The following is an 18,374-nucleotide window of genomic DNA, read 5'->3' on the forward strand; positions in this document are numbered from 1 at the left end:
CGCCGGCTTTCGTTACACGGTGTAATCGGCCGGGTCGTGGCGGGCGGCGCAGGGCAGACGCCCCATTCCGTGGGATTCAGCCGTCGATAAGCCCCGGATAAGCACTGGGTACCGGCCATCAATTACCGGCCAATTACCCACCGGTAATTACCGCCGAGTAAGAGAAGTGGGTTACCTGTAGGTAATTTTGCGCCCCGCCTGGGGAATCCGTGAACACTTCGTGCGCAAGCGCCAACTGGGGCCGTCCGGTAACGGAGTTACTCGTGCCACGGGCGATAGCGGACTTTCCTTTTTTCTCAACCTCCGGTCAAATACGTTCACTTGAACCGTCACGCGTGTCACAGGCCACGGCCGACCGCGTTCAGGAAGGAAACCCCCCACAAGTGACCAGCAAACCCTGGACGTTCAGGGCTGCCGCGACCGGTGTGGCACTCGCCACCGTCGCGGCGACGTTCACCATGTTCACCGTCACGACGACACAGGCAGCCGACGCCCGGACGGCACACGAGCACGGCCGTGGCCACAGCCACGAGCACGGCGACGAGCACGAGCACGGGCACGATTTCGGAAGTCCGCTCAGCAAGACACAGGCCGCCCAGCGCGAGGAGGCGCTGAAGCAGGTCATATCCGGCGACACCCCGGTCCAGAACCGCGACGGCTCCAAAGTGGTGCGGCTGGAGAGCAAGAAGGGCGACCCCAAGTACGTCGAGCTGGGCCGCGAGAGGACCGACCGGATCTTCACGGTCCTGGTGGAGTTCGGCGACGGGACGGACAGCACGTACGGCGGGACGCCCGGCCCCCTGCACAACCAAATAGCCGAACCGGACCGCGAGAAGAACAACACCAAGGCATGGCGGGCCGACTACAACCGCGAGCACTACGAACAGTTGCTCTTCGGCACGGGCAAGAAGACCGAGTCGATGAAGAAGTACTACGAGAAGCAGTCCTCGGGCCGCTATTCGATCGAGGGCGAGGTGGGGGACTGGGTCAAGGTCCCCTACAACGCGGCGCGGTACGGCTCCAACAAGTGCGTGCCCGACACCTGTGTCTGGCAGTTCGTCGCGGACGGCGTCAACGCCTGGGCCGAGCAGCAGAAGGCCGCCGGGCGCACGGGCGCCGAGATCAAGGCGGACCTGGCGAAGTTCGACATCTGGGACCGCGGCGACTTCGACGGCGACGGCGACTTCAACGAGCCCGACGGTTACATCGACCGCTTCCAGATCGTGCACGCCGGTGAGGGCGAGGAGGCCGGCGGCGGAGCGCAGGGCGAGGACGCCATCTGGTCCCACCGCTGGTACGCGTTCAGCGACGACTGGGACAAGACCGGCCCCGAGGGCAACAAGCGCGGCGGCGCCCCGGTCGGCGACACCGGCATCTGGGTCGGCGACTACACGGTCATGCCGGAGAACGGCGGCCTCGGCGTCTTCGCCCACGAGTACGGCCACGACCTCGGCCTGCCGGACCACTACGACACCCACGAGGGCAGCAACTCCACCGGCTCCTGGACCCTGATGTCGGGCGGCTCCTGGCTCGGCCAGAGCAAGACCGAGATCGGTGACCTGCCGGGCGACATGACCGCCTGGGACAAGCTGCAGCTCGGCTGGCTGAACTACGACAAGGCCAGGGCCGGGAAGAAGTCCACCCACACGCTGGGCGTCGCCGAGTACAACACCAAGGACAAGCAGGCCCTCGTGGTCGAGCTGCCCAAGAAGCGGGTGACGGTCGAGATCGTCAAGCCCGTGGAGGGTGCTCAGCAGTGGTGGAGCGGCAGCGCCGACGGCCTGTCCAACACGCTGACCCGTTCCGTCGACCTCACCGGCCGGACCTCCGCCGCGCTGACCCTCGACGGCTGGTGGGACATCGAGAAGGACTACGACTACCTCTACACCGAGGTCTCGACCGACGGCGGCGCCACCTGGACCGCCATCGACGGCACGGCCGACGGCCAGCCGATCAGCCGTGACGGCGCCGGCAAGCCGGCCCTGGACGGCACGACGGACGCCTTCAGGAAGCTCTCGTACTCCCTGGACGCCTACGCCGGGCAGAAGGTCGACCTGCGCTTCCGCTACAAGACCGACGAGTACGTGGCCCAGAAGGGTTTCGTGGCCGACCGGATCACCGTCACGGCCGACGGCTCGCCCCTGTTCACGGACAACGCCGAGACGGCCGACCCCGCCTGGACCGCCACCGGGTTCTCCCGCTTCGGCGGCTCCTACACCACGGAGCACGAGCAGTACTACGTCGCCGAGAACCGTCAGTACGTGTCGTACGACAAGGCCCTCAAGCTCGCGATCAACTCCACGGGTCCGGGCTGGGTGGAGCGCTACCCGTACCAGAACGGCCTGCTGATCTGGAAGTGGGACACCTCACAGCAGGACAACAACACCAGTCAGCACCCCGGTGTCGGCCTGCTGCTGCCGGTCGACGCCCACCCGAAGGCGCTGAAGTGGTCCGACGGTGACCTGGCCGGGAACGACCACCAGACGCACGACTCGACCTTCACGCTGGGTCGCACGGACGCCTTCACACTGCACTGGGGCACTGAGGTCACGCTGAAGGTCACGTCGAAGAAGGGTGTGTCGGTCTTCGACGACCGCGCCCACACCTACTACGACGAGTCGAACCCCACGGGCGGCGTCAGGATCACCGACACCAACACCAGGATCAAGATCGTCAAGGAGGCCAAGGACGGCTCGACGGTGACGGTCCGGGTGGGTCCCGCCGGGAATTGACATGCTCCTCGCCTTGAAAGACGAGGATTCTGGCCTTCTCCACCGGTTGCCGTGCCGCTACGCGGCGCGGTTTCCGGTGGGGATTCCGTGGCTTCCTGTTTCTTCGCGCTGTGCCGGGATTGCTCCTGGTCTTACCCGCGCTCCGCAGGCTGTTACCGCCAGTCCGGCGGCCTGGTGGACGTTGAGTGCGGCGTTGTGATCCCGGTCGTGGAGGGTGCCGCAGGCAGTACAGGTCCACTCCCGGATGTGCAGCGGCTTGGGACCGTCCTTGACTCCGCAGGTGGAGCAGGTCTGGGAGGTCGGCTCGAACCGACCGATCTTGATCAGGGTGCGTCCATAGCGCTGGGCTTTGTATTCCAGCATGTTCACGAATGCCGTCCAGCCCGCGTCGTGGACGGACTTGGCCAGCTTCGTACGCGCCAGTCCCGTCACCGACAGACTCTCGACGGCGATTCCTTGGTTCTCGGAGATCAGCCGGGTGGAGAGCTGGTGGTGGAACTCCTTGCGGGCGTCGGTGACCTTGGCGTGGGCGCGGGCGACCTTCAGGCGTGCCTTCTGGCGGTTCTTCGATCCCTTCTGTTTGCGGGACAGCTCGCGCTGGGCGCGCTTGAGTTTCTTCTCCGCACGGCGCAAGAACCGGGGGGAGCCGATCTTCTCTCCGGTGGACAGCACCGCGAAATGCGTCAGTCCCAGGTCGATGCCGATGCTCTGGTCGGTGGCGGGCATCCGGGCGGCGTCTTCGGCGGGGTCGGTGTCGATGACGAACGAGGCGAAGAACCTGCCCGCGCTGTCCTTGATCACGGTCACGGAGGTGGGGGTGGCGGGCAGGGTGCGGGACCACTTCACCTTCACCGCCCCGATCTTCGGCAGGTTCAGCCGGCCGCTGTCGGTGATGCCCCAGCGGGCGTTGGCGGTAAACCGGATCGACTGCCGGGCATCCCTGCGGGACTTGAACCGGGGCGCCCCCAGCCTCGGGCCCTTGCGCGTGCCCTTGCGGGAGGCGAAGAAGTTCTTGTACGCGGCCTCGGCGTCGCGCAGCGACTGCTGCAGGACGACTGCGGAGACCTCACCCAGCCAGGACCGCTCCACGGTCCGTTTCGCTTCGGTGATCAGACGGGTGGACAGCTCACCGGCCTTCAAGAGGGGCTTGCCCGCCCTGCGGGCGTCCTCACGGGCGCGCACGCAGTCGTTGAACACGACACGGGCGCACCCGAACGCCTTCGCCAACGCCCTCTGCTGACCGGCGTTCGGGTACAGGCGGAAGCTGTACCGGAGCTGCATGCCGATCACCCTAGAAAGCTCGAACACCCACTGTCATCGGGAACATGCGCACGAGATGTCACCGAACCGTGCACTGCCCGGCTCCGCTAGGACAACACCGCGACACTCCGCGTCGCCACCATCAGATTCGCTTCTCGCTTCACCACCGGCCTGAAGGCCGATGCACTGCGAATGAATTCCGGTAGCGGGCCTGTGCGGGTCCGGTGGGGCTGGTCCCCGCGCCCTCAGGGGCGCGGGGAACCGCGCGAGAAGCACCACCGGGCCCGCACCCACCGACGAACCCCCCGCACCCCGAGCTCTCAGGCGCTCTCCCCCAGGAACACCGCGTACTCGTCCAGCAGCCCCAGCACCTCCGCCTCCCCCGCCGGAGGCAGCTGCACCACGGCCTCCTCGATGCCCAGCTCCGCGTAGTACGCCAGCTTCCCCGCACTCGGCTGCACGGCATACGGCACGATCTGCGGGCCCGCCGGATCGCGCCCCGCGTCGGCCCACACCTGCCGCAGCACCGGCAGCGCCTCCCCCAGCCCCCGCCCCCCGATCGGCAGCCACCCGTCCGCGTACTCGGCGATGTGCGCGAACAGTTTCGGCCCGGCGGCCCCGCCGATCAGCGTGCGCGGCCCGACCACCGGCCCACGCGCCTTCCGCATCGGCTTCGGGTACGCGGAGCTCGCCCGCACGCTCCCGAACTCCCCCTCGTACGCCGTCGGCTCCTCCGCCCACAGCGCCCGCATCAGGGCCATCCGGTCGCGCACCAGCTCCCGCCGGGTGCGCCACTCGACGCCGTGGTCGGCGGCCTCCTCGACGTTCCAGCCGTAGCCGACGCCGAGGGTGAGCCGGCCTCCGGAGAGGTGGTCGACGGTCGCGATCTGCTTCGCCAGGTCGATCGGGTCGTGCTGGGCCACCAGGGTGATCCCGGTGCCGAGCCCCAGTCCCTCGGTGACGGCGGCGGCCTGGCCGAGGGCGACGAAGGGGTCGAGCGTGCGGCCGTACTCGCGGGGCAGGTCGCCGCCGGCCGGGTACGGGGTCGTCCGTTCGACGGGGATGTGCGTGTGCTCGGGGAGGTAGAGCCCCGCGAAGCCGCGTTGCTCCAGCTCACGGGCGAGCCGGGTCGGAGTGATCGTCTCGTCGGTGAGGAAGATCGTCACGGAGATGCGCATGTGTCATCTCTAGCCCCTCGGGACATGGATGTCCATACCGACCGGTCGGCACTTAGGGGAGCCGGCCGGTCGGCTGTATGAACGCAGGCTGTATGAACAACGGCTGTATGGCGCATCGGCCGGGCGCCGTTCACGCGTGTCGGTCGGGTCGTGGTGGCGTGGCCGTGCGCAGGGCGCGCTGGGCGATGGCGCCGCTGCCGGAGAGGTCGCCGAGGCGGTGGACGAGGACCCAGCGGCCGTCGTCGTACGCGACGGCCACGGCGGACGAGCCCCGGGTGGCGCCGTCGTGCCAGCGGAGGGACGGGCCCCGTCGCCAGGAGGGCGCCGGATCGCCGAACCGGCGTTCCACGAGCAGGGCGACCACGAGGTCCGCCAGCGTCCGGCAGCTGGACCACAGGCCGCCGGCCGGCAGGATCGCGCCGGTCAGCGTCCACAGGGGTCGGGGCCGGCCGAACACATCGCGCGGGACGAGCCGTCGCCGCTCCGGCGGACTCGCCGTCATCGCTCCCGCGCCCAGCCCGAGCGGCGACAGGACGTGGGTGTCCAGCAGTTGCTGGTACGAGCGGCCCGTCACGGTGGTGAGCGCGAGCCCGAGCACGGCGTAGCCGAGGTTGGAGTACTCCTCCCGGCCCTGCCGTCCGGCCGTCACCCGGTCCAGCTCGCGCAGCGACTCCCGCAGGGCCGTCTCCGTGAAGCCGGCGTACGGGTCGTCGGGCGGGCCGGTGGGCTGCCCGGTGAGCCCGGCGGGCAGCAGGGGCAGGCCCGAGGTGTGCTCGGCGAGGTGCCGGAGGGTGATGCCGGTCCCCCTCGGCACCTCGTCGAGGCACTCCTCCAGCGGGGTGTCGAAGCCCAGGTCCCCGTCCGCCTCCAGCCGGGCCAGGACGGTGCCCGTGAGCACCTTGGTGAGGGAGCCGATCTCCACGAACCGGTGCGCGTCGTGGCCGTACGCGACCCGGTCGGTGACACCGGATCCGCCCAGCAGACACGTCGGCGTCCACACGCGCACGCTCTCCCGCTCTCTCGAAAACTGGCGATTCCCTTCCCTTGCCCCACAGTTCACCACCGCATACGAAGGTGGCACGCACCACGCCACACATCGCCACGCACCGCACCACCGGCAGCACCACCCACGCCATGTCACTCACGACCGACCTGGGGAGCAGCAGCATGTGCGACGACCACCACGGTGACGGGAACGGACTGGGAAGGCGCGCGCTGTTCGTGACGTCGGCCGCGGCCGCGCTTACGTTGGGAAGCGTGACCTTTGGGACGAGCGGCGCCGAGGCCGCGGACGGCGAGCAGGAGACGAGGACGATCAGGGGAACCCTCCCCACCGGATCCCCGGACTTCGTGTATCTCCCGGTCGAAGTACCGCCGGGGGTACGGGAGTTGAGGGTGTCCTACAGCTATGCGAGAACGTCCGTCCCGGCCGGCACCATGGGCAACGCGCTCGACATCGGCGTCTTCGACGAGCGCGGCACCGAACTGGGCGGCAAGGGTTTCCGTGGCTGGTCGGGCGGCGCCCGTACGGAGTTCTTCATCCGGACGGACGAGGCGACGCCGGGCTACCTCCCGGGCCCCGTGCGCCCCGGCACCTGGCACATCGCGCTGGGCCCGTACACGGTGGCACCGGACGGGCTGCCGTACGAGATCACGATCACCCTGACGTACGGACGCCCGGCCCCGGCCGTGCAGCCGGTGTACCCGCCGGAGCGGGCCAAGGGGCGGGGCCGGGCCTGGTACCGGGGCGACTGCCACCTGCACTCCTGGTACTCCGACGGCCGCCGCACCCCCGCCGAGCTGGCGGCGCTCGCGCGGGCCGCGGGGCTGGACTTCATCAACAGCTCGGAGCACAACACCCAGTCCGCGCACGCCCATTGGGCCGAGCACGCGGGTGACGACCTGCTGATCATGCTGGGCGAGGAGGTCACCACGCGCAACGGGCACGTGGTGGCGCTCGGCGTCGACCCGGGCACGTTCGTCGACTGGCGCTACCGGGCGCGGGACAACCGGTTCGGCAAGTACGCGCGGCAGATCCGGCGGGCCGGGGGCCTGGTCGTGCCGGCCCATCCGCACGCCACCTGCATCGGCTGCAACTGGAAGTTCGGCTTCGGTGAGGCCGACGCGGTGGAGGTGTGGAACGGGGCGTACTCGCCGGAGGACGAGGTGGCGCTCGCCGACTGGGACGGCATGCTCGTCGCGGGCGTGCGCGAGGGCCGCCGGGACTGGATCCCGGCGATGGGCAACAGCGACGCGCACCGCGACCCCGACCCCGTCGGCCGCCCCCAGACGGTCGTCCTGGCCGACGAGTTGAGCCGGGAGGCGATCCAGGAGGGGCTGCGGGCCGGCCGCTCGTACGTCGCGGAGTCCAAGGACGTGTCCGTGGCGTTCACGGCGTCCGGGACGCGGGGCGAGCACGCGGGCATCGGCGAACGGTTGAAGGTGGACGCCGACACCCCGGTCACCGTCCGCCTGGAGGCGACGGGCTCCGCGGGCTGCGTCATCCGCTTCGTCACCGACCAGGGAGTCCTGTTCACCTCGCCCGCGATCCCGGACTCCGGCACGGGCGCGGCGGAGTGGCGTACGACGGCCTCGTACGCGGCGTACGTCCGCGCCGAGGTCCGCCGGCCCCCGATCGTGCCGGGGTTCCCGGGCCCCCTGGCGGCCTTCACCAACCCGATCTTCCTGGGTCGGCGACAGGGCCTGTCGTAGCAGCCACCCGGAAGTCAGGGGGAACCGGCGTACGAAACAACTGTGTTGGGCCTTAGGTTTGGCTCGACACAGTACGTGCGTCTGTCTGGATGACGACGCATCCGCATGGCCAAGGAGACGGCGCCCATGACCGACAACGCGACGACGCCCGACCCGGCGGTGGCTTCGACGGCGAAGGAGAAGGTCGACACCTCGGTGCCCGCCTCCGCCCGCATCTGGAACTACTGGCTGGGCGGCAAGGACAACTACCCGGTGGACGAGGCGGCCGGCGACGCGTACGCGGGCGCCTTCCCGGGCATCGTGACCATCGCCCGCAGCAGCCGCGCGTACCTGCGGCGCAGCATCCGGCACCTGGTGGAGGTGGAGGGCGTCCGGCAGTTCCTGGACGTCGGCACCGGGCTGCCCACGGCCGACAACACCCACCAGGTCGCCCAGCGCAGCGCGCCGGACGCGCGGATCGTCTACGTCGACAACGACCCGATGGTCCTCGCGCACGCCCGCGCGCTGCTGTACTCCTCGCCCGAGGGCGCCACCGCGTACGTCGACGCCAGCCTCTACGAGCCGGAGCGCATCCTGGAGGCCGCGGCGGCGACCCTGGACCTGTCCCGGCCGACCGCGCTGATCCTCAGCGGCATCCTGGGGCACGTCAGCTCGTACGAGGAGGCCCGTGACATCGTCCGCCGCCTCCTCGCCGGCCTGCCCTCCGGCAGCTACCTCAACATCAACGAGGGGTCCCGGGGCACCGATCCGGACTACGAGCGCGCCCAGGACGCCTACAACGAGACGGGCGCCGTCCCGTACTTCCTCCGCCCGATCGACCAGATCACCGGCTACTTCGACGGCCTCGACCTCCTCGACCCGGGCGTCGTCTCCGTACCGCTGTGGCACCCGGACGACACGACGGCGGGCGAGCCGAAGCCGATCGGGCAGCACGGCGGGGTGGGTCGGAAGCCGTAGGGCGCGTCGGGCGGCGGGGGCGGGGCCAGGGCCTGAGCTCAGTGCGCCCCGGTCCCACCGCCGGCCCCGACTCAGACTCCGACTCCGGCCCCGGATGGGGTCCCTGCCGCGCCGTCGTCCGCCAGGTCGGCCACGACGGCCGCGTGGTCGGAGGGCCATACGCCGTCGACGGGGCCGTCACCCGCCCTCCGCGCGGCGCGTACGTGGCCGAGTCCACCGGGCCCCGGCGGTCCGACATGGATGTAGTCGACCCGTACGCTCGGCCCGTGCGAGCCGGCGACGTACGGGTTGGCGAGGTCCCAGGTGGCCGACGGGGCGCCCGGATCGGCGTACTCCCAGACGTCGAAGAAGTACTGCCCGGGCACGGCGGGCGCGGTCTTGTAGCCGCCGAACAGCCGGACCTCGTCGGAGTCGGGCCAGGCGTTGAAGTCGCCGGTGATCACGGGCGGGTGGCCGGTGTCGCCGCCCCGGTGCCGGGACACGAACTCGGCCAGCGCGGTGACCTGGTGGCAGCGCTGCGCGGACCCGTCGGTCTCGGAGCTGAGGTGGGCGGTGAAGAACGGCACGGGCGCGCCCGGCGCGTCGAGGAGGGCGTACAGCGCGCCGCGCCCGCTGCCGCCCTCCGCCGTCGGCAGCCCGATGGCGTCCCGCTCCAGGACGGGCCACCGGCTCAGCACGGCGACACCGATCCCGACACCGGGGTCGTGGATCCGCCGCTGCCAGCGCTCGGCGTCGCCGTACTCGCCCCAGGCCCAGTGCAGGCCGAGTTCCCGGGCGAGCCATCCGGCGAGGTTGCCCTCTCCCGTCTCCTCCCCACGCTGGTCCCAGACCTCCTGCAATCCGACGACATCGGGGCGCAGTTCACGCAGCACGGCGAGGATCGCCTTCTGCCGCTCCTGCCACGGCCCGAACCGCCACCACAGGTTCCACGTCACGACCCGCACCGGCCACCCACCACCTTCGCCCCGCGCCCGATCCCGTACTCCGTACCTCCCACGCCCCGAGGAGAACCACGCCGATGTCCCGCGAAACAGATCGCAAACAGCGCGTCGTGACGGCCTTCCAGCGCCACGTCGCCAACCCGCTCCTGCGCAGGATGCCGCTCCAGACCCTCCTGGAGACCACCGGCCGCACCTCCGGCCTCCCCCGTCGCACCCCCATCGGCGGCCGCCGCGTCGGCGACACGTTCTGGCTCGTCTCGGAGTACGGCGAGAAGTCCCACTACATCCGCAACATCAAGGCCGACCCGTCGGTCCGCGTCCGCATCCGGGGCCGCTGGCACGAGGGCACGGCTCACCTGCTCCCCGACGACGACCCGGTGGCCCGCCTGCGGACGCTGCCCCGTATGAACAGCGCGGCGGTACGGGTGCTGGGGTCACGGCTGCTGACGGTACGGGTGGACCTGCGCGGCTAGGAACCGTTCGGCAGGCGGCACTTCGGCGCGGCGCTCGACGCCCACCGGCGGCCCGCGCACGGCCCCGGACGACACCGTTTCGCTCCCGGGGCCCTGGGAAGCCGAGACCCAGCTGTCCCCGGGGCCCGGCACGTCCCACGGCCCCCGCGACGGATAGCATCTCCTTTTTCTCCCCCCACCTACATATTTGGAGTCCCCCGTGAACCGCACCCCCGGCTTCCCTCTCTCCCGCCGCGGCCTCATACGCACCGGCGCCGGCGCCTCGCTCGCGGCGCTCGGGCTGGGCGTCGGCGCGCAGACCGCCTCCGCCGCGGTGGCCGCCACCAAGCGGTTCGATCTCACACAGCCGTCGTACGACCTGTTCCGGTCCAAGGACACGCACGGAGCGCGGGTCCAGCAGAGCTTCGCCTTCGACTGGGAGAACAAGTTCCTGTTCGTGGCGACCAAGCGGAGCGGAAGCACCGAGGCCGACGGCGACCTGTGCATCAACAAGATGGACTTCGACGGGAACTACCTGTCGTACATGCACCTCAACGGCTTCGGCCACGGCGTCGCCTTCGCCGCGCTGCCGCGCGGTTCCAGCACCGAGCTGTGGATCGAGTGCGCCGCGAACACCAACGGGTACGGCACCGCGCTCGCCCCCATCACCTACCAGGCCAACACCACCCTGGGCTCGCCGGCCGGCTCGGCCGCCTACCGGCCGATCTCCGGGGCCACCGAGTACACCTGCTCCGCCGATCCGGTCTACGACCGCATGATCGTGCGCTACCACACCAGCTCCGGCAAGCGCATCGCCGTGTACCCCCTGTCCGCCTTCCGGACGGGCAGCTTCGGCTCGCCGCTGGTCGACTTCGCACAGCCGGCGATCTCCGGCACCCCGCAGGGCTACGCCCTCTACGGCTCGTACATGTACTTCCTGACGGGTGACGCGTACCCCGGCGACGGCAGCCCCGTCGGCGACGGCAACACCTACATCACCAGCATCGACATCAACACGGGCACCGTGAAGCAGGGCCCCGTCCTCAGCAAGGCCGGTTCCACCCTCCACCACCGAGAGCCCGAGGGCCTGGCGGTCTACCGCACCGACGCCGGCGAGACCCGCCTCTTCATCGGCTTCGCCACCGGCGTGGAGGGCGACCGGCGCTCCAGCATCTTCTACAAGAAGGCGCTGGTCTGACCCATGTCCGGGCTGAGCCCGGGGAGTTCGCGGGTGTGATCCCGGTCAGTCCTCCTCGGGCTCCGGCTCGAACGTGAAGTAGATGCTCAGCGTGTAGGGCTCGTCCTCGTCTGGTGCACGCCTGAATTCCCGAAGTCCCCAGCCGGTCACACCCCCGGCGGCCGGCGGGCCACGAACACGAACTCCCTGCCGGGGCGGTCGGGAGCGTCTCGTACGTCCTCCAGCACGTATCCGTGAGCGGCCAGTTCCGCCTCGATTTCGTGCCGCTCGCGGAATCTGAGGGTGGAGTCGGAGGTCAGTTCCTTCTTGTCGCCGCCGCGAGTACAGCCATCGCCGTCGCCCTTGCCGTCACCGTCACCGTCACCATCGCCGTAGAAGGTGTAGTGCCAACGGAACGTGACCAGTTGGCCGGTGACCTCGGTCAGCTCCACCCAGCTCTCGACCGTGCCGAAGCCCGGCACCTCGGTGACCCCGTACGAGTCTTCGCGATTCCACGCCTCCCAGGCCCGCCCGGCCGGGTCCCGGGTCTCGAAGACCAGGTGTCCTCCCGGTCGCAGAGCCTCGCGCGCGGCCGTAAGGGTCCGTCGCCACAGCTCCGGGTCGACGATCGCCTGCGCCACGTTGGCCGTCATGGTGACGAGGTCGACCTGGAGCGGCGGGAGGTCCGTCGCGTCACCGTGGATCCAACGGACCCGGTCCGCCCCCGGTTTGGCCCGCGCGACCGCGAGGGAGGCACCGGCCGGGTCGACCCCGACGACCTCGACCCCACGCTCCGCCAGCAGCAGCGCGAACACCCCCGTCCCGCAGCCGATGTCCAGCACCTGCCTCGCGCCGAACTCCTCCGCGACGAGCAGATAGGCGTCCAGGTCACCGCGATCGGGGTCGAGCGGATCGTAGAGCTCGGCCAGCCGTCGGTCGTGGAAGATCTCGTCAGCCATGAGGTCACCTTCCCCCGCCCAACGGCCCCTGACGCGAGAGGAAATCACGCGACACGACACGTGCACACAGGTGATCGTGACACCAACACCCGACCACCGACCGAGGAGTTCGCATGCCAGACCGCCAGACGACCGTATCCATCACGGAGTTCGCCGTCTCCGACGCCAAGGCAGGGCCGTACGGGGTCACGGCCGGGCCCGACGGCGCGCTGTGGTTCACGCTGGTGCACGCCGGGCGCATCGGACGCCTCGCGCTCGACGGTGAGGTGACCTCGTATGCCCTCGAATCCACGACCGGCGGGCCGTCGATCATCACGTCCGGTCCGGACGGGGCGCTGTGGTTCACGGAGTTCCAGGGGCATCGGATCGGGCGGATCAGTACGGCCGGCGAGGTCACGTCCTTCGCGCTGCCGACGCCGGGGGCCGGCCCGTTCGGCATCGCGGTCGGCGCCGACGACGCGTTGTGGTTCACGGAGTCCGGGGTCGACCGGATCGGTCGGATCACGACCGGCGGGGAGGTCACCGAGTTCCCACTGCCGCTCACCGGGGCGTTCGCGTCGGCCATCGCGGCCGGGTCGGACGGTCGACTGTGGTTCACGCTGAACCAGGCGAACGCGATCGGTGCGATCACGCTGGACGGCGAGGTCACGGTCCACCCGCTTCCGACGCCGGGCGCGGCGCCCGTGGGTATCGCCGCCGGTGGTGACGGGGCCCTGTGGTTCGTGGAGATCGGTGCCGGTCGGATCGGACGGATCACCACGGACGGCAAGATCGACGAGTTCCCGCTACCGGACGACGAGTGCCGTCCGCACGCCATCGTCGCCGGCACCGACGGCGCTTGCTGGTTCACCGAATGGGGCGCGAACCGCGTCGGCCGGATCACCTACGACGACCGTCACCCACAAACGCACGAGATCCACGAGATCCACGAGTACGACCTGCCGACGCCCGCCTCGGAGCCCCACGGGATCACCCTGGGACCGGACGGCGCCGTGTGGACGGCCCTGGAGACAGGCTCCCTGGCCCGAGTAGAGACGCGCTTCGGCGAATGAGTCACCACTAACCTCAGAACTACCTCTGAACCCGCCCCGCCGCCTTGTCGCCCCTCTCGCCCCGGTGTCACGATCACGCCCTCGCCCGCCACCAACGGGCCGACTGACGGGGGTCGTTCATGTCACGAGCAGCACGCAGGCCGCGCCGGGGCCGCGCCGCCACCCTGGCGGCCCTGTCGGCGGCCGCGCTCCTCTCCACCACCGCGTGCACGTCCGAAGTCGGCGGTGAGGCCGGGGCGGGGGGACGGCAGACCGGAGGGTCGGTCGAGCAGCCCGGGGCGAAGGCGACCCCGGCCTCCGACGCGACCGAGGGCGACACGGCTCACGAGCTGGCGAACGAGGCCCCGGACCCCGTGGCCGACCGCGTCGTCCTGCGTCAGAACAAGACGCGGGACAGCGCGCACCTGGAGTTCGGGGCGGCGAGGAAGGGCGAGGGCAAGGCCCTGACCGTCGCCGTGAACTGCCAGGGTGAGGGCACGATCGAGGTCACACTCCGCCCCACCGGCGCCTCGTTCCCCATGAAGTGCCTCGACGGCGAAGTGACCAGCACCAACAACGAGTTCACCATCGCGGGCGCGGAGCGCGCCGGCACGATCTCCGTCGCCGCCGCCCCGGGAGTGCGCTGGTCCCTGTCGATGGGCCGAGGCGAACCGGCCGGGCAGGACCTCCGCGGTTAGGCCGTCTCCCGTTTCCCCACTCAGGAGCAGGAGCGGACCGCATCGCCCCAGGCACGGGGACTGCGGTGGTGGTTCTTGTGCCCCGCGGCGAGTACGTGGCGCAGTTCGGCAAGATGCCGGGTGTTCGTGGGGAGCTCCAGCCGGTCGAGGAGGGCCAGTGCGGCGGCCGGTTCCAGGTCACCGGAGAGGTCGTGGAAGCTTGCCCGAAGGCTGCGGAAGACGGCTGGATGCAGGGCGGGAAGCCGCAGGGCGGTGCGGTACGTCGGCTCCTTCACCGTCCAGCGCACCGGGCCCGAACACTCCAGAACCCGCCGGGCTCGGCGGAGCAGGACGTCCGATGGCTCGGCCACCACGCGGTCGATGTCATTGCCGAGGACCTCGGCGAAGGCTGTCGCGGACGTGGTGTGGTCCTCGAACCAGTCCACCCACAGCGAGTAGGTGACGGCCTCGACGTCCCGGTCCTCCTCCAGCCGCCGACGGTAGCCGTCCCACAGCACGTCGGCCGGCAGTGGACCCTCCGCACCCTCGTTCGCGAACCGGATCTCGCACGTGACCCAGTACTCGTCGAGGAGGTCCAGCAGCCCGAAGGCCAACCTCAGCCGGTCCGCCGCACCCAGTTCTTCGGCGAACACCTCGCCGGCCAAGGAGTGCGCCACCTCGTTGGCCGTGAGCAGCACCTCCGGATTCTCGTCGCTCACCCACCCACCGCGCACCTGGCGGACACCCTGGTCAGCCAGCCAACGCCGCGCCACCTCCACGGCTCGCATCTCCATTCGGGAAGTATGGCAACCAACCACATGAGCGCGGTGGGCTTGGACGGTCGAGTTGTCTGCGCTCACGACTCGGGGCGGCGTGGTGGCGGGCGCTACCGGAGCGGGAAGTCGACTCCGTGCTCGTCCGTGGGCCGGGGGCCGTGGATCCGCCGGTCGGCTTCAGAGATGGAGACGTCGTTGATGCTCGCCTCGCGGCGCCGCATGAGACCGCGCTCGTCGAACTCCCACAGTTCGTTGCCGTAGCTGCGCCACCACTGGCCTTCCGCGTCGTGCCACTCGTACTGGAAGCGGACGGCGATCCGGTCCTCGTGGAACGCCCAGAGGCTCTTGCGCAGCGCGTAGTCCAGTTCGCGCTCCCACTTCCGCGTCAGGAAAGCGACGATCTCATCGCGGCCGCGGACGAACGTGTCCCGGTTCCGCCACGTCGAGTCCGGCGTGTACGCCGCTGCCACTCGGCGGGGATCGCGGGTGTTCCAGGCGTCCTCAGCCGCCTGGACCTTCCGCAGGGCCGTCTCCTGTGTGAACGGTGGGTAGGGCGGGCGATCTTCCGACACTGCGACCTCCTCATATGGAGAACGTGCGTTCTCTACCGATGGCGCCTAAGATAGGGAACGCTCGTTCTCAACGTCAAGGAGTCCCGGATGCCAGCCCCGCTCAGCGACGAGCAGAACCGCCTGGACCGCGAAGCACTGCTCGACGCAGCGGAGAGGCTCTTCTACGAGCGAGGCATCCAGGCGGTCGGGATGGACGAGATCCGCGCGGCATCCGGCCTGCCGCTGAAGCGGATCTACCGGTTCTTCGCGGCGAAAGAGGACCTCGTGGTGGCGATGCTCAAACGTCGCGACCAGCGATGGCGGGGAAACCTGGCCGCCCACGTGGAGCAGGTCCCGGATCCCCGCGAGCGCGTACTCGCGATCTTCGACTGGCTTGCCGAGTGGTTCGCGGAACCCGGCTTCCGCGGCTGCGCCTGGATCAACGCCTACGGCGAGCTCGGCGCGTCGTCCGAGGCGGTGCTTGCTGAAGTCCGGTCGCACAAGCAGGCGTTCCACGATCAGATCGCGGTGTGGGTCCACGCCGGCGGGCTGCCGGTGACTGAACCGGTCTTCCTGCTTGCCGAAGGAGCCATCGTGACAGCCGGCATCAGTGGCGACCCCGCCCCGGCCCGTCATGCACGGGCAGCCGTCGCGACGCTGCTCGGGACACCTTGATCCCTGGCCACACCGTCAACCACCTGCGCCGGGGCGGCGCCGCACCTCACAACCGGCCCGGCGCTATACGCCGGTGGTGCCGTCGATGCGTTCTCGGAGCAGGTCGGCGTGGCCGTTGTGGCGGGCGTACTCCTCGATCATGTGGACGTAGATCCAGCGGAGGTTGACGTCCTGGTCCATGAAGCGGCCCGTGTCGGCCAGGGCACGACCGGCGCAGAGCTCGCGCGCGCGAGCGATCTCCGCGTGCCAGGTCGCGAGGGCTTCGCGCAAGGTGGCGCCCTCAGCCAGTTCGAAGCCGCCGTCGGGGCCGTCCGGGTCGGCCCGCGGGTCGTAGATGGGCGGGACCTGTTCGCCGGCGAACACGCGGCGGAACCAGTTCCGCTCCACCTCGGCCATGTGCTGGACGAGGCCGGTCAGCGTGAAGCCCGACGGTGGCACGGACGCGGTGGCGGCCTGCTCGTCGTCCAGATCCTCACACTTCATGGCGAGTGTCGTGCGATGAAAGTCGAGCCAGCTCTCGAGCACGGTTCGCTCGTCGGCGTTCAGCGGCGGCACAGGGCGTTCGATGGTGGACATCGGTCGATTATCGCCAGCGGCCGAAGTCGTCGACAGGCAGGGCCGCTTAGCAGAGCGAACGTCGCCTGGCGCGGCATCAGGTGTGCTGTTCGGGAAGCGCGTCGAGCTGGTGGTCCGCCCAGACGTAGGTCGCGGGCAGCAGGTCGGCGATGGGGACGGTCCGGACGCGGTCGCCCTCGCCGACGATGACCCCGATGGTGGGGAAGTAGTCGAGCAGGACCTGCCGGCACCGGCCGCACGGCGGCACCACGCCTCGGTCGCGGTCGCCCACGGCGACGATCACGTCCAGGTCGTAGGCGCCCTGCGCGGCCGCGGTGCCGATGAGGACCAACTCGGCGCAGGGCCCTCCGGTGAAGTGATAGGCATTCACGGCGGTGACGATCCGACCGTCCCGGGCGCGGGCCGCGGCGGCCATGGTGTGGTTGTCGCCGCGACAGCGCGTGCGGGCGACGTGGGCCGCGGCCTGGATGAGTTCGTGATCGACGGGGTGGCTCTGCGAGATCATCCGCTCAGCCTCTCCCGCCCACCCTCCCCAGCACCAGCTCCGCCAGCTCGCCCGGGCCCAACTCGCCGTCCAGGAACACCGTGTCGGCGGGGAGGGTGTCGGCGGCGGCCGTGCACATCGCGATGCGGTCCTTGCACCACCGGCGGACCCGTTCGTCCTGCTCGGGGTCGTCCGGGGTGAAGCTGCGGCCGTCGATGCGGGCGGTCAGCACGTCCTCGGGGACCCGGAGGAAGAAGTGGTGGAGGGGGATGCCGGCGGCTTCGATCGTGCCGAACACCTCGGCCATGTAGTCGGGCTTCACAAGAGTCATCGGCACCAGCACCGTCCGCTGCCCGTACTCCTCCGCCAGCCCCACCAGGAACCCGGCCACCTGCCGCCGCCACAGCCGCAGATCCTGGAAGTCCCCGGTCGGCACCTCCACGATCTCGCGGAGCACGTACCCGATCACCTCCGGATCGAAGACCAGCGCGTCGGGCCACCGCCCCCGCAACTCCTCCACCAACGTGCTCTTGCCACTCCCGAAGGCCCCGTTCACCCAGACGATCACCGGCCGACCGTACCCATGTCCTCTCCGGACCGCACGCCTGTCCGGGCGAAGTCGGCCAGTGCCGTGAAGTCCGGCTCGCGCAGGCCCAGTCGGGGGTCTATGCGGTGCAGCAGGGCGTGGGGGCCGTGGCGTGCGGTGACGAAGGTGCGGTCGATCACGGTCAGTTCGTCGTCCACCCACGCGAACGGGCGCCCCGCCGCGTGCTCGACGAGATGCGGGGTCTTCCAGAACAGACCGGTCGGCCAGGACGCCGTGTCAGGCATCTGGTCGCGGTCCGCCCCCGCCCCCGGCCCCTCGACCGCGACGGCCCCTGGCCGCCCCGCCGCCCCCGGCCACTCCACCACCGGCAGTTCCGGCAGCCCCAGCACCGGCCCGATGTACGTGTTCGCCTCGGCGCCCCACGTCGTCGCCCACACCAGGTCGTACAGCCGCCCCAACTCCCGCAGCCGCCGCCCGTGCTCCTCGTTCAGCCACACCCGCAACGGCTTGACGTACGCCGCCGGCTCGCCCGGATGCTGGTCGATCCAGCCCTGCGGCTTCATCCGGTGGGTCGAGTACCCGGCGGGCCGCCGCTCCGGCTTCGCCGCGTACGGGTTCAACGGCCCGTCCACATCCAGATAGAGCACCGGACGCCGACCCACAGCCCCACCGGACCACTCACCCGATCC

19 protein-coding genes are annotated in these 18,374 nt (G+C 70.3%); 8 read left to right on the forward strand and 11 right to left on the reverse strand.

Translation table 11 applies throughout. The annotated features are described in order from the left end of the window. Positions 1 to 383 precede the first annotated feature (383 nt). A complete protein-coding gene (locus L3078_RS19670; protein ID WP_239755211.1) occupies positions 384 to 2,732 on the forward strand; it encodes an immune inhibitor A domain-containing protein in 2,349 nt (782 codons plus the stop codon). A gap of 57 nt (positions 2,733 to 2,789) precedes the next feature. Here the strand turns inward: L3078_RS19670 and L3078_RS19675 are convergent, their stop codons facing one another. From L3078_RS19675 to L3078_RS19685, 3 genes are all read right to left on the reverse strand, one after another. Continuing rightward, positions 2,790 to 4,013, reverse strand: a complete 1,224-nt coding sequence (locus L3078_RS19675; protein WP_239755212.1) for an RNA-guided endonuclease InsQ/TnpB family protein — start codon at positions 4,011 to 4,013, stop codon at positions 2,790 to 2,792. Positions 4,014 to 4,312: 299 nt separating this feature from the next. Continuing rightward, on the reverse strand, positions 4,313 to 5,170 hold the full coding sequence (locus tag L3078_RS19680; RefSeq protein WP_239755213.1) for a TIGR03619 family F420-dependent LLM class oxidoreductase: 858 nt from the start codon (positions 5,168 to 5,170) through the stop codon (positions 4,313 to 4,315). 130 nt (positions 5,171 to 5,300) lie between these two features. Further along, a complete protein-coding gene (locus L3078_RS19685) occupies positions 5,301 to 6,170 on the reverse strand; it encodes a serine hydrolase domain-containing protein (protein ID WP_239755214.1) in 870 nt (289 codons plus the stop codon). A 167-nt stretch (positions 6,171 to 6,337) separates the two neighbouring features. Between L3078_RS19685 and L3078_RS19690 the strand changes: the two genes are divergently transcribed. Further along, entirely contained in the window at positions 6,338 to 7,882 is a 1,545-nt protein-coding gene (locus tag L3078_RS19690; RefSeq protein WP_239760385.1) for a CehA/McbA family metallohydrolase, read from the forward strand. Between the two features lie 126 nt (positions 7,883 to 8,008). Next, the gene (locus tag L3078_RS19695) at positions 8,009 to 8,839 is read left to right on the forward strand and encodes an SAM-dependent methyltransferase (RefSeq protein WP_239755215.1); all 831 of its coding nucleotides are present in this window, start codon (positions 8,009 to 8,011) and stop codon (positions 8,837 to 8,839) included. Positions 8,840 to 8,910: 71 nt separating this feature from the next. Here L3078_RS19695 and L3078_RS19700 read toward each other — a convergent pair whose 3' ends face one another. After that, complete coding sequence (locus tag L3078_RS19700; protein WP_239755216.1) at positions 8,911 to 9,783, reverse strand: endonuclease/exonuclease/phosphatase family protein; 873 nt, start codon at positions 9,781 to 9,783, stop codon at positions 8,911 to 8,913. 74 nt (positions 9,784 to 9,857) lie between these two features. Here L3078_RS19700 and L3078_RS19705 point away from each other — a divergent pair, with 74 nt between their 5' ends. After that, entirely contained in the window at positions 9,858 to 10,253 is a 396-nt protein-coding gene (locus tag L3078_RS19705; protein ID WP_239755217.1) for a nitroreductase/quinone reductase family protein, read from the forward strand. Positions 10,254 to 10,452: 199 nt separating this feature from the next. Continuing rightward, positions 10,453 to 11,430 carry a phage baseplate protein gene (locus L3078_RS19710; RefSeq protein WP_239755218.1) on the forward strand — a complete coding sequence of 326 codons (978 nt, stop codon included), beginning with the start codon at positions 10,453 to 10,455 and terminating at the stop codon, positions 11,428 to 11,430. A gap of 146 nt (positions 11,431 to 11,576) precedes the next feature. On the opposite strand, the gene L3078_RS19715 is transcribed toward L3078_RS19710, so the two are convergent. Continuing rightward, the gene (locus L3078_RS19715; protein WP_239755219.1) at positions 11,577 to 12,368 is read right to left on the reverse strand and encodes a class I SAM-dependent methyltransferase; all 792 of its coding nucleotides are present in this window, start codon (positions 12,366 to 12,368) and stop codon (positions 11,577 to 11,579) included. 113 nt (positions 12,369 to 12,481) lie between these two features. On the opposite strand from L3078_RS19715, the gene L3078_RS19720 reads away from it, so the two are divergent. Both L3078_RS19720 and L3078_RS19725 read left to right on the forward strand, forming a co-directional pair. Continuing rightward, positions 12,482 to 13,420 carry a Vgb family protein gene (locus L3078_RS19720; protein ID WP_239755221.1) on the forward strand — a complete coding sequence of 313 codons (939 nt, stop codon included), beginning with the start codon at positions 12,482 to 12,484 and terminating at the stop codon, positions 13,418 to 13,420. Positions 13,421 to 13,539: 119 nt separating this feature from the next. Then, positions 13,540 to 14,097, forward strand: coding sequence for a hypothetical protein (locus L3078_RS19725; protein WP_239755222.1), 558 nt, complete (start codon positions 13,540 to 13,542; stop codon positions 14,095 to 14,097). Positions 14,098 to 14,117: 20 nt separating this feature from the next. Here the strand turns inward: L3078_RS19725 and L3078_RS19730 are convergent, their stop codons facing one another. Both L3078_RS19730 and L3078_RS19735 read right to left on the reverse strand, forming a co-directional pair. After that, entirely contained in the window at positions 14,118 to 14,870 is a 753-nt protein-coding gene (locus L3078_RS19730; RefSeq protein WP_239755223.1) for a hypothetical protein, read from the reverse strand. A 92-nt stretch (positions 14,871 to 14,962) separates the two neighbouring features. Further along, on the reverse strand, positions 14,963 to 15,424 hold the full coding sequence (locus L3078_RS19735) for a nuclear transport factor 2 family protein (RefSeq protein ID WP_239755224.1): 462 nt from the start codon (positions 15,422 to 15,424) through the stop codon (positions 14,963 to 14,965). 87 nt (positions 15,425 to 15,511) lie between these two features. Between L3078_RS19735 and L3078_RS19740 the strand changes: the two genes are divergently transcribed. Next, a complete protein-coding gene (locus tag L3078_RS19740) occupies positions 15,512 to 16,078 on the forward strand; it encodes a TetR/AcrR family transcriptional regulator (protein WP_239755225.1) in 567 nt (188 codons plus the stop codon). A 63-nt stretch (positions 16,079 to 16,141) separates the two neighbouring features. On the opposite strand, the gene L3078_RS19745 is transcribed toward L3078_RS19740, so the two are convergent. The 4 genes from L3078_RS19745 to L3078_RS19760 form a co-directional block, all read right to left on the reverse strand. Then, positions 16,142 to 16,654: a DinB family protein gene (locus tag L3078_RS19745; protein WP_239755226.1), complete on the reverse strand. Its 513-nt coding sequence runs from the start codon at positions 16,652 to 16,654 to the stop codon at positions 16,142 to 16,144. Between the two features lie 76 nt (positions 16,655 to 16,730). Beyond that, positions 16,731 to 17,159, reverse strand: coding sequence for a cytidine/deoxycytidylate deaminase family protein (locus L3078_RS19750; protein ID WP_239755227.1), 429 nt, complete (start codon positions 17,157 to 17,159; stop codon positions 16,731 to 16,733). A gap of 4 nt (positions 17,160 to 17,163) precedes the next feature. Further along, a complete protein-coding gene (locus L3078_RS19755) occupies positions 17,164 to 17,706 on the reverse strand; it encodes a P-loop nucleotide/nucleoside kinase family protein (protein WP_239755228.1) in 543 nt (180 codons plus the stop codon). Beyond that, positions 17,703 to 18,347, reverse strand: coding sequence for a hypothetical protein (locus L3078_RS19760; RefSeq protein ID WP_239755229.1), 645 nt, complete (start codon positions 18,345 to 18,347; stop codon positions 17,703 to 17,705). The genes L3078_RS19755 and L3078_RS19760 overlap by 4 nt, the downstream gene beginning before the upstream one ends. Positions 18,348 to 18,374 lie beyond the last annotated feature (27 nt).

It is taken from the genome of Streptomyces deccanensis (assembly GCF_022385335.1).
GTDB classification, from domain to species: domain Bacteria; phylum Actinomycetota; class Actinomycetes; order Streptomycetales; family Streptomycetaceae; genus Streptomyces; species Streptomyces deccanensis.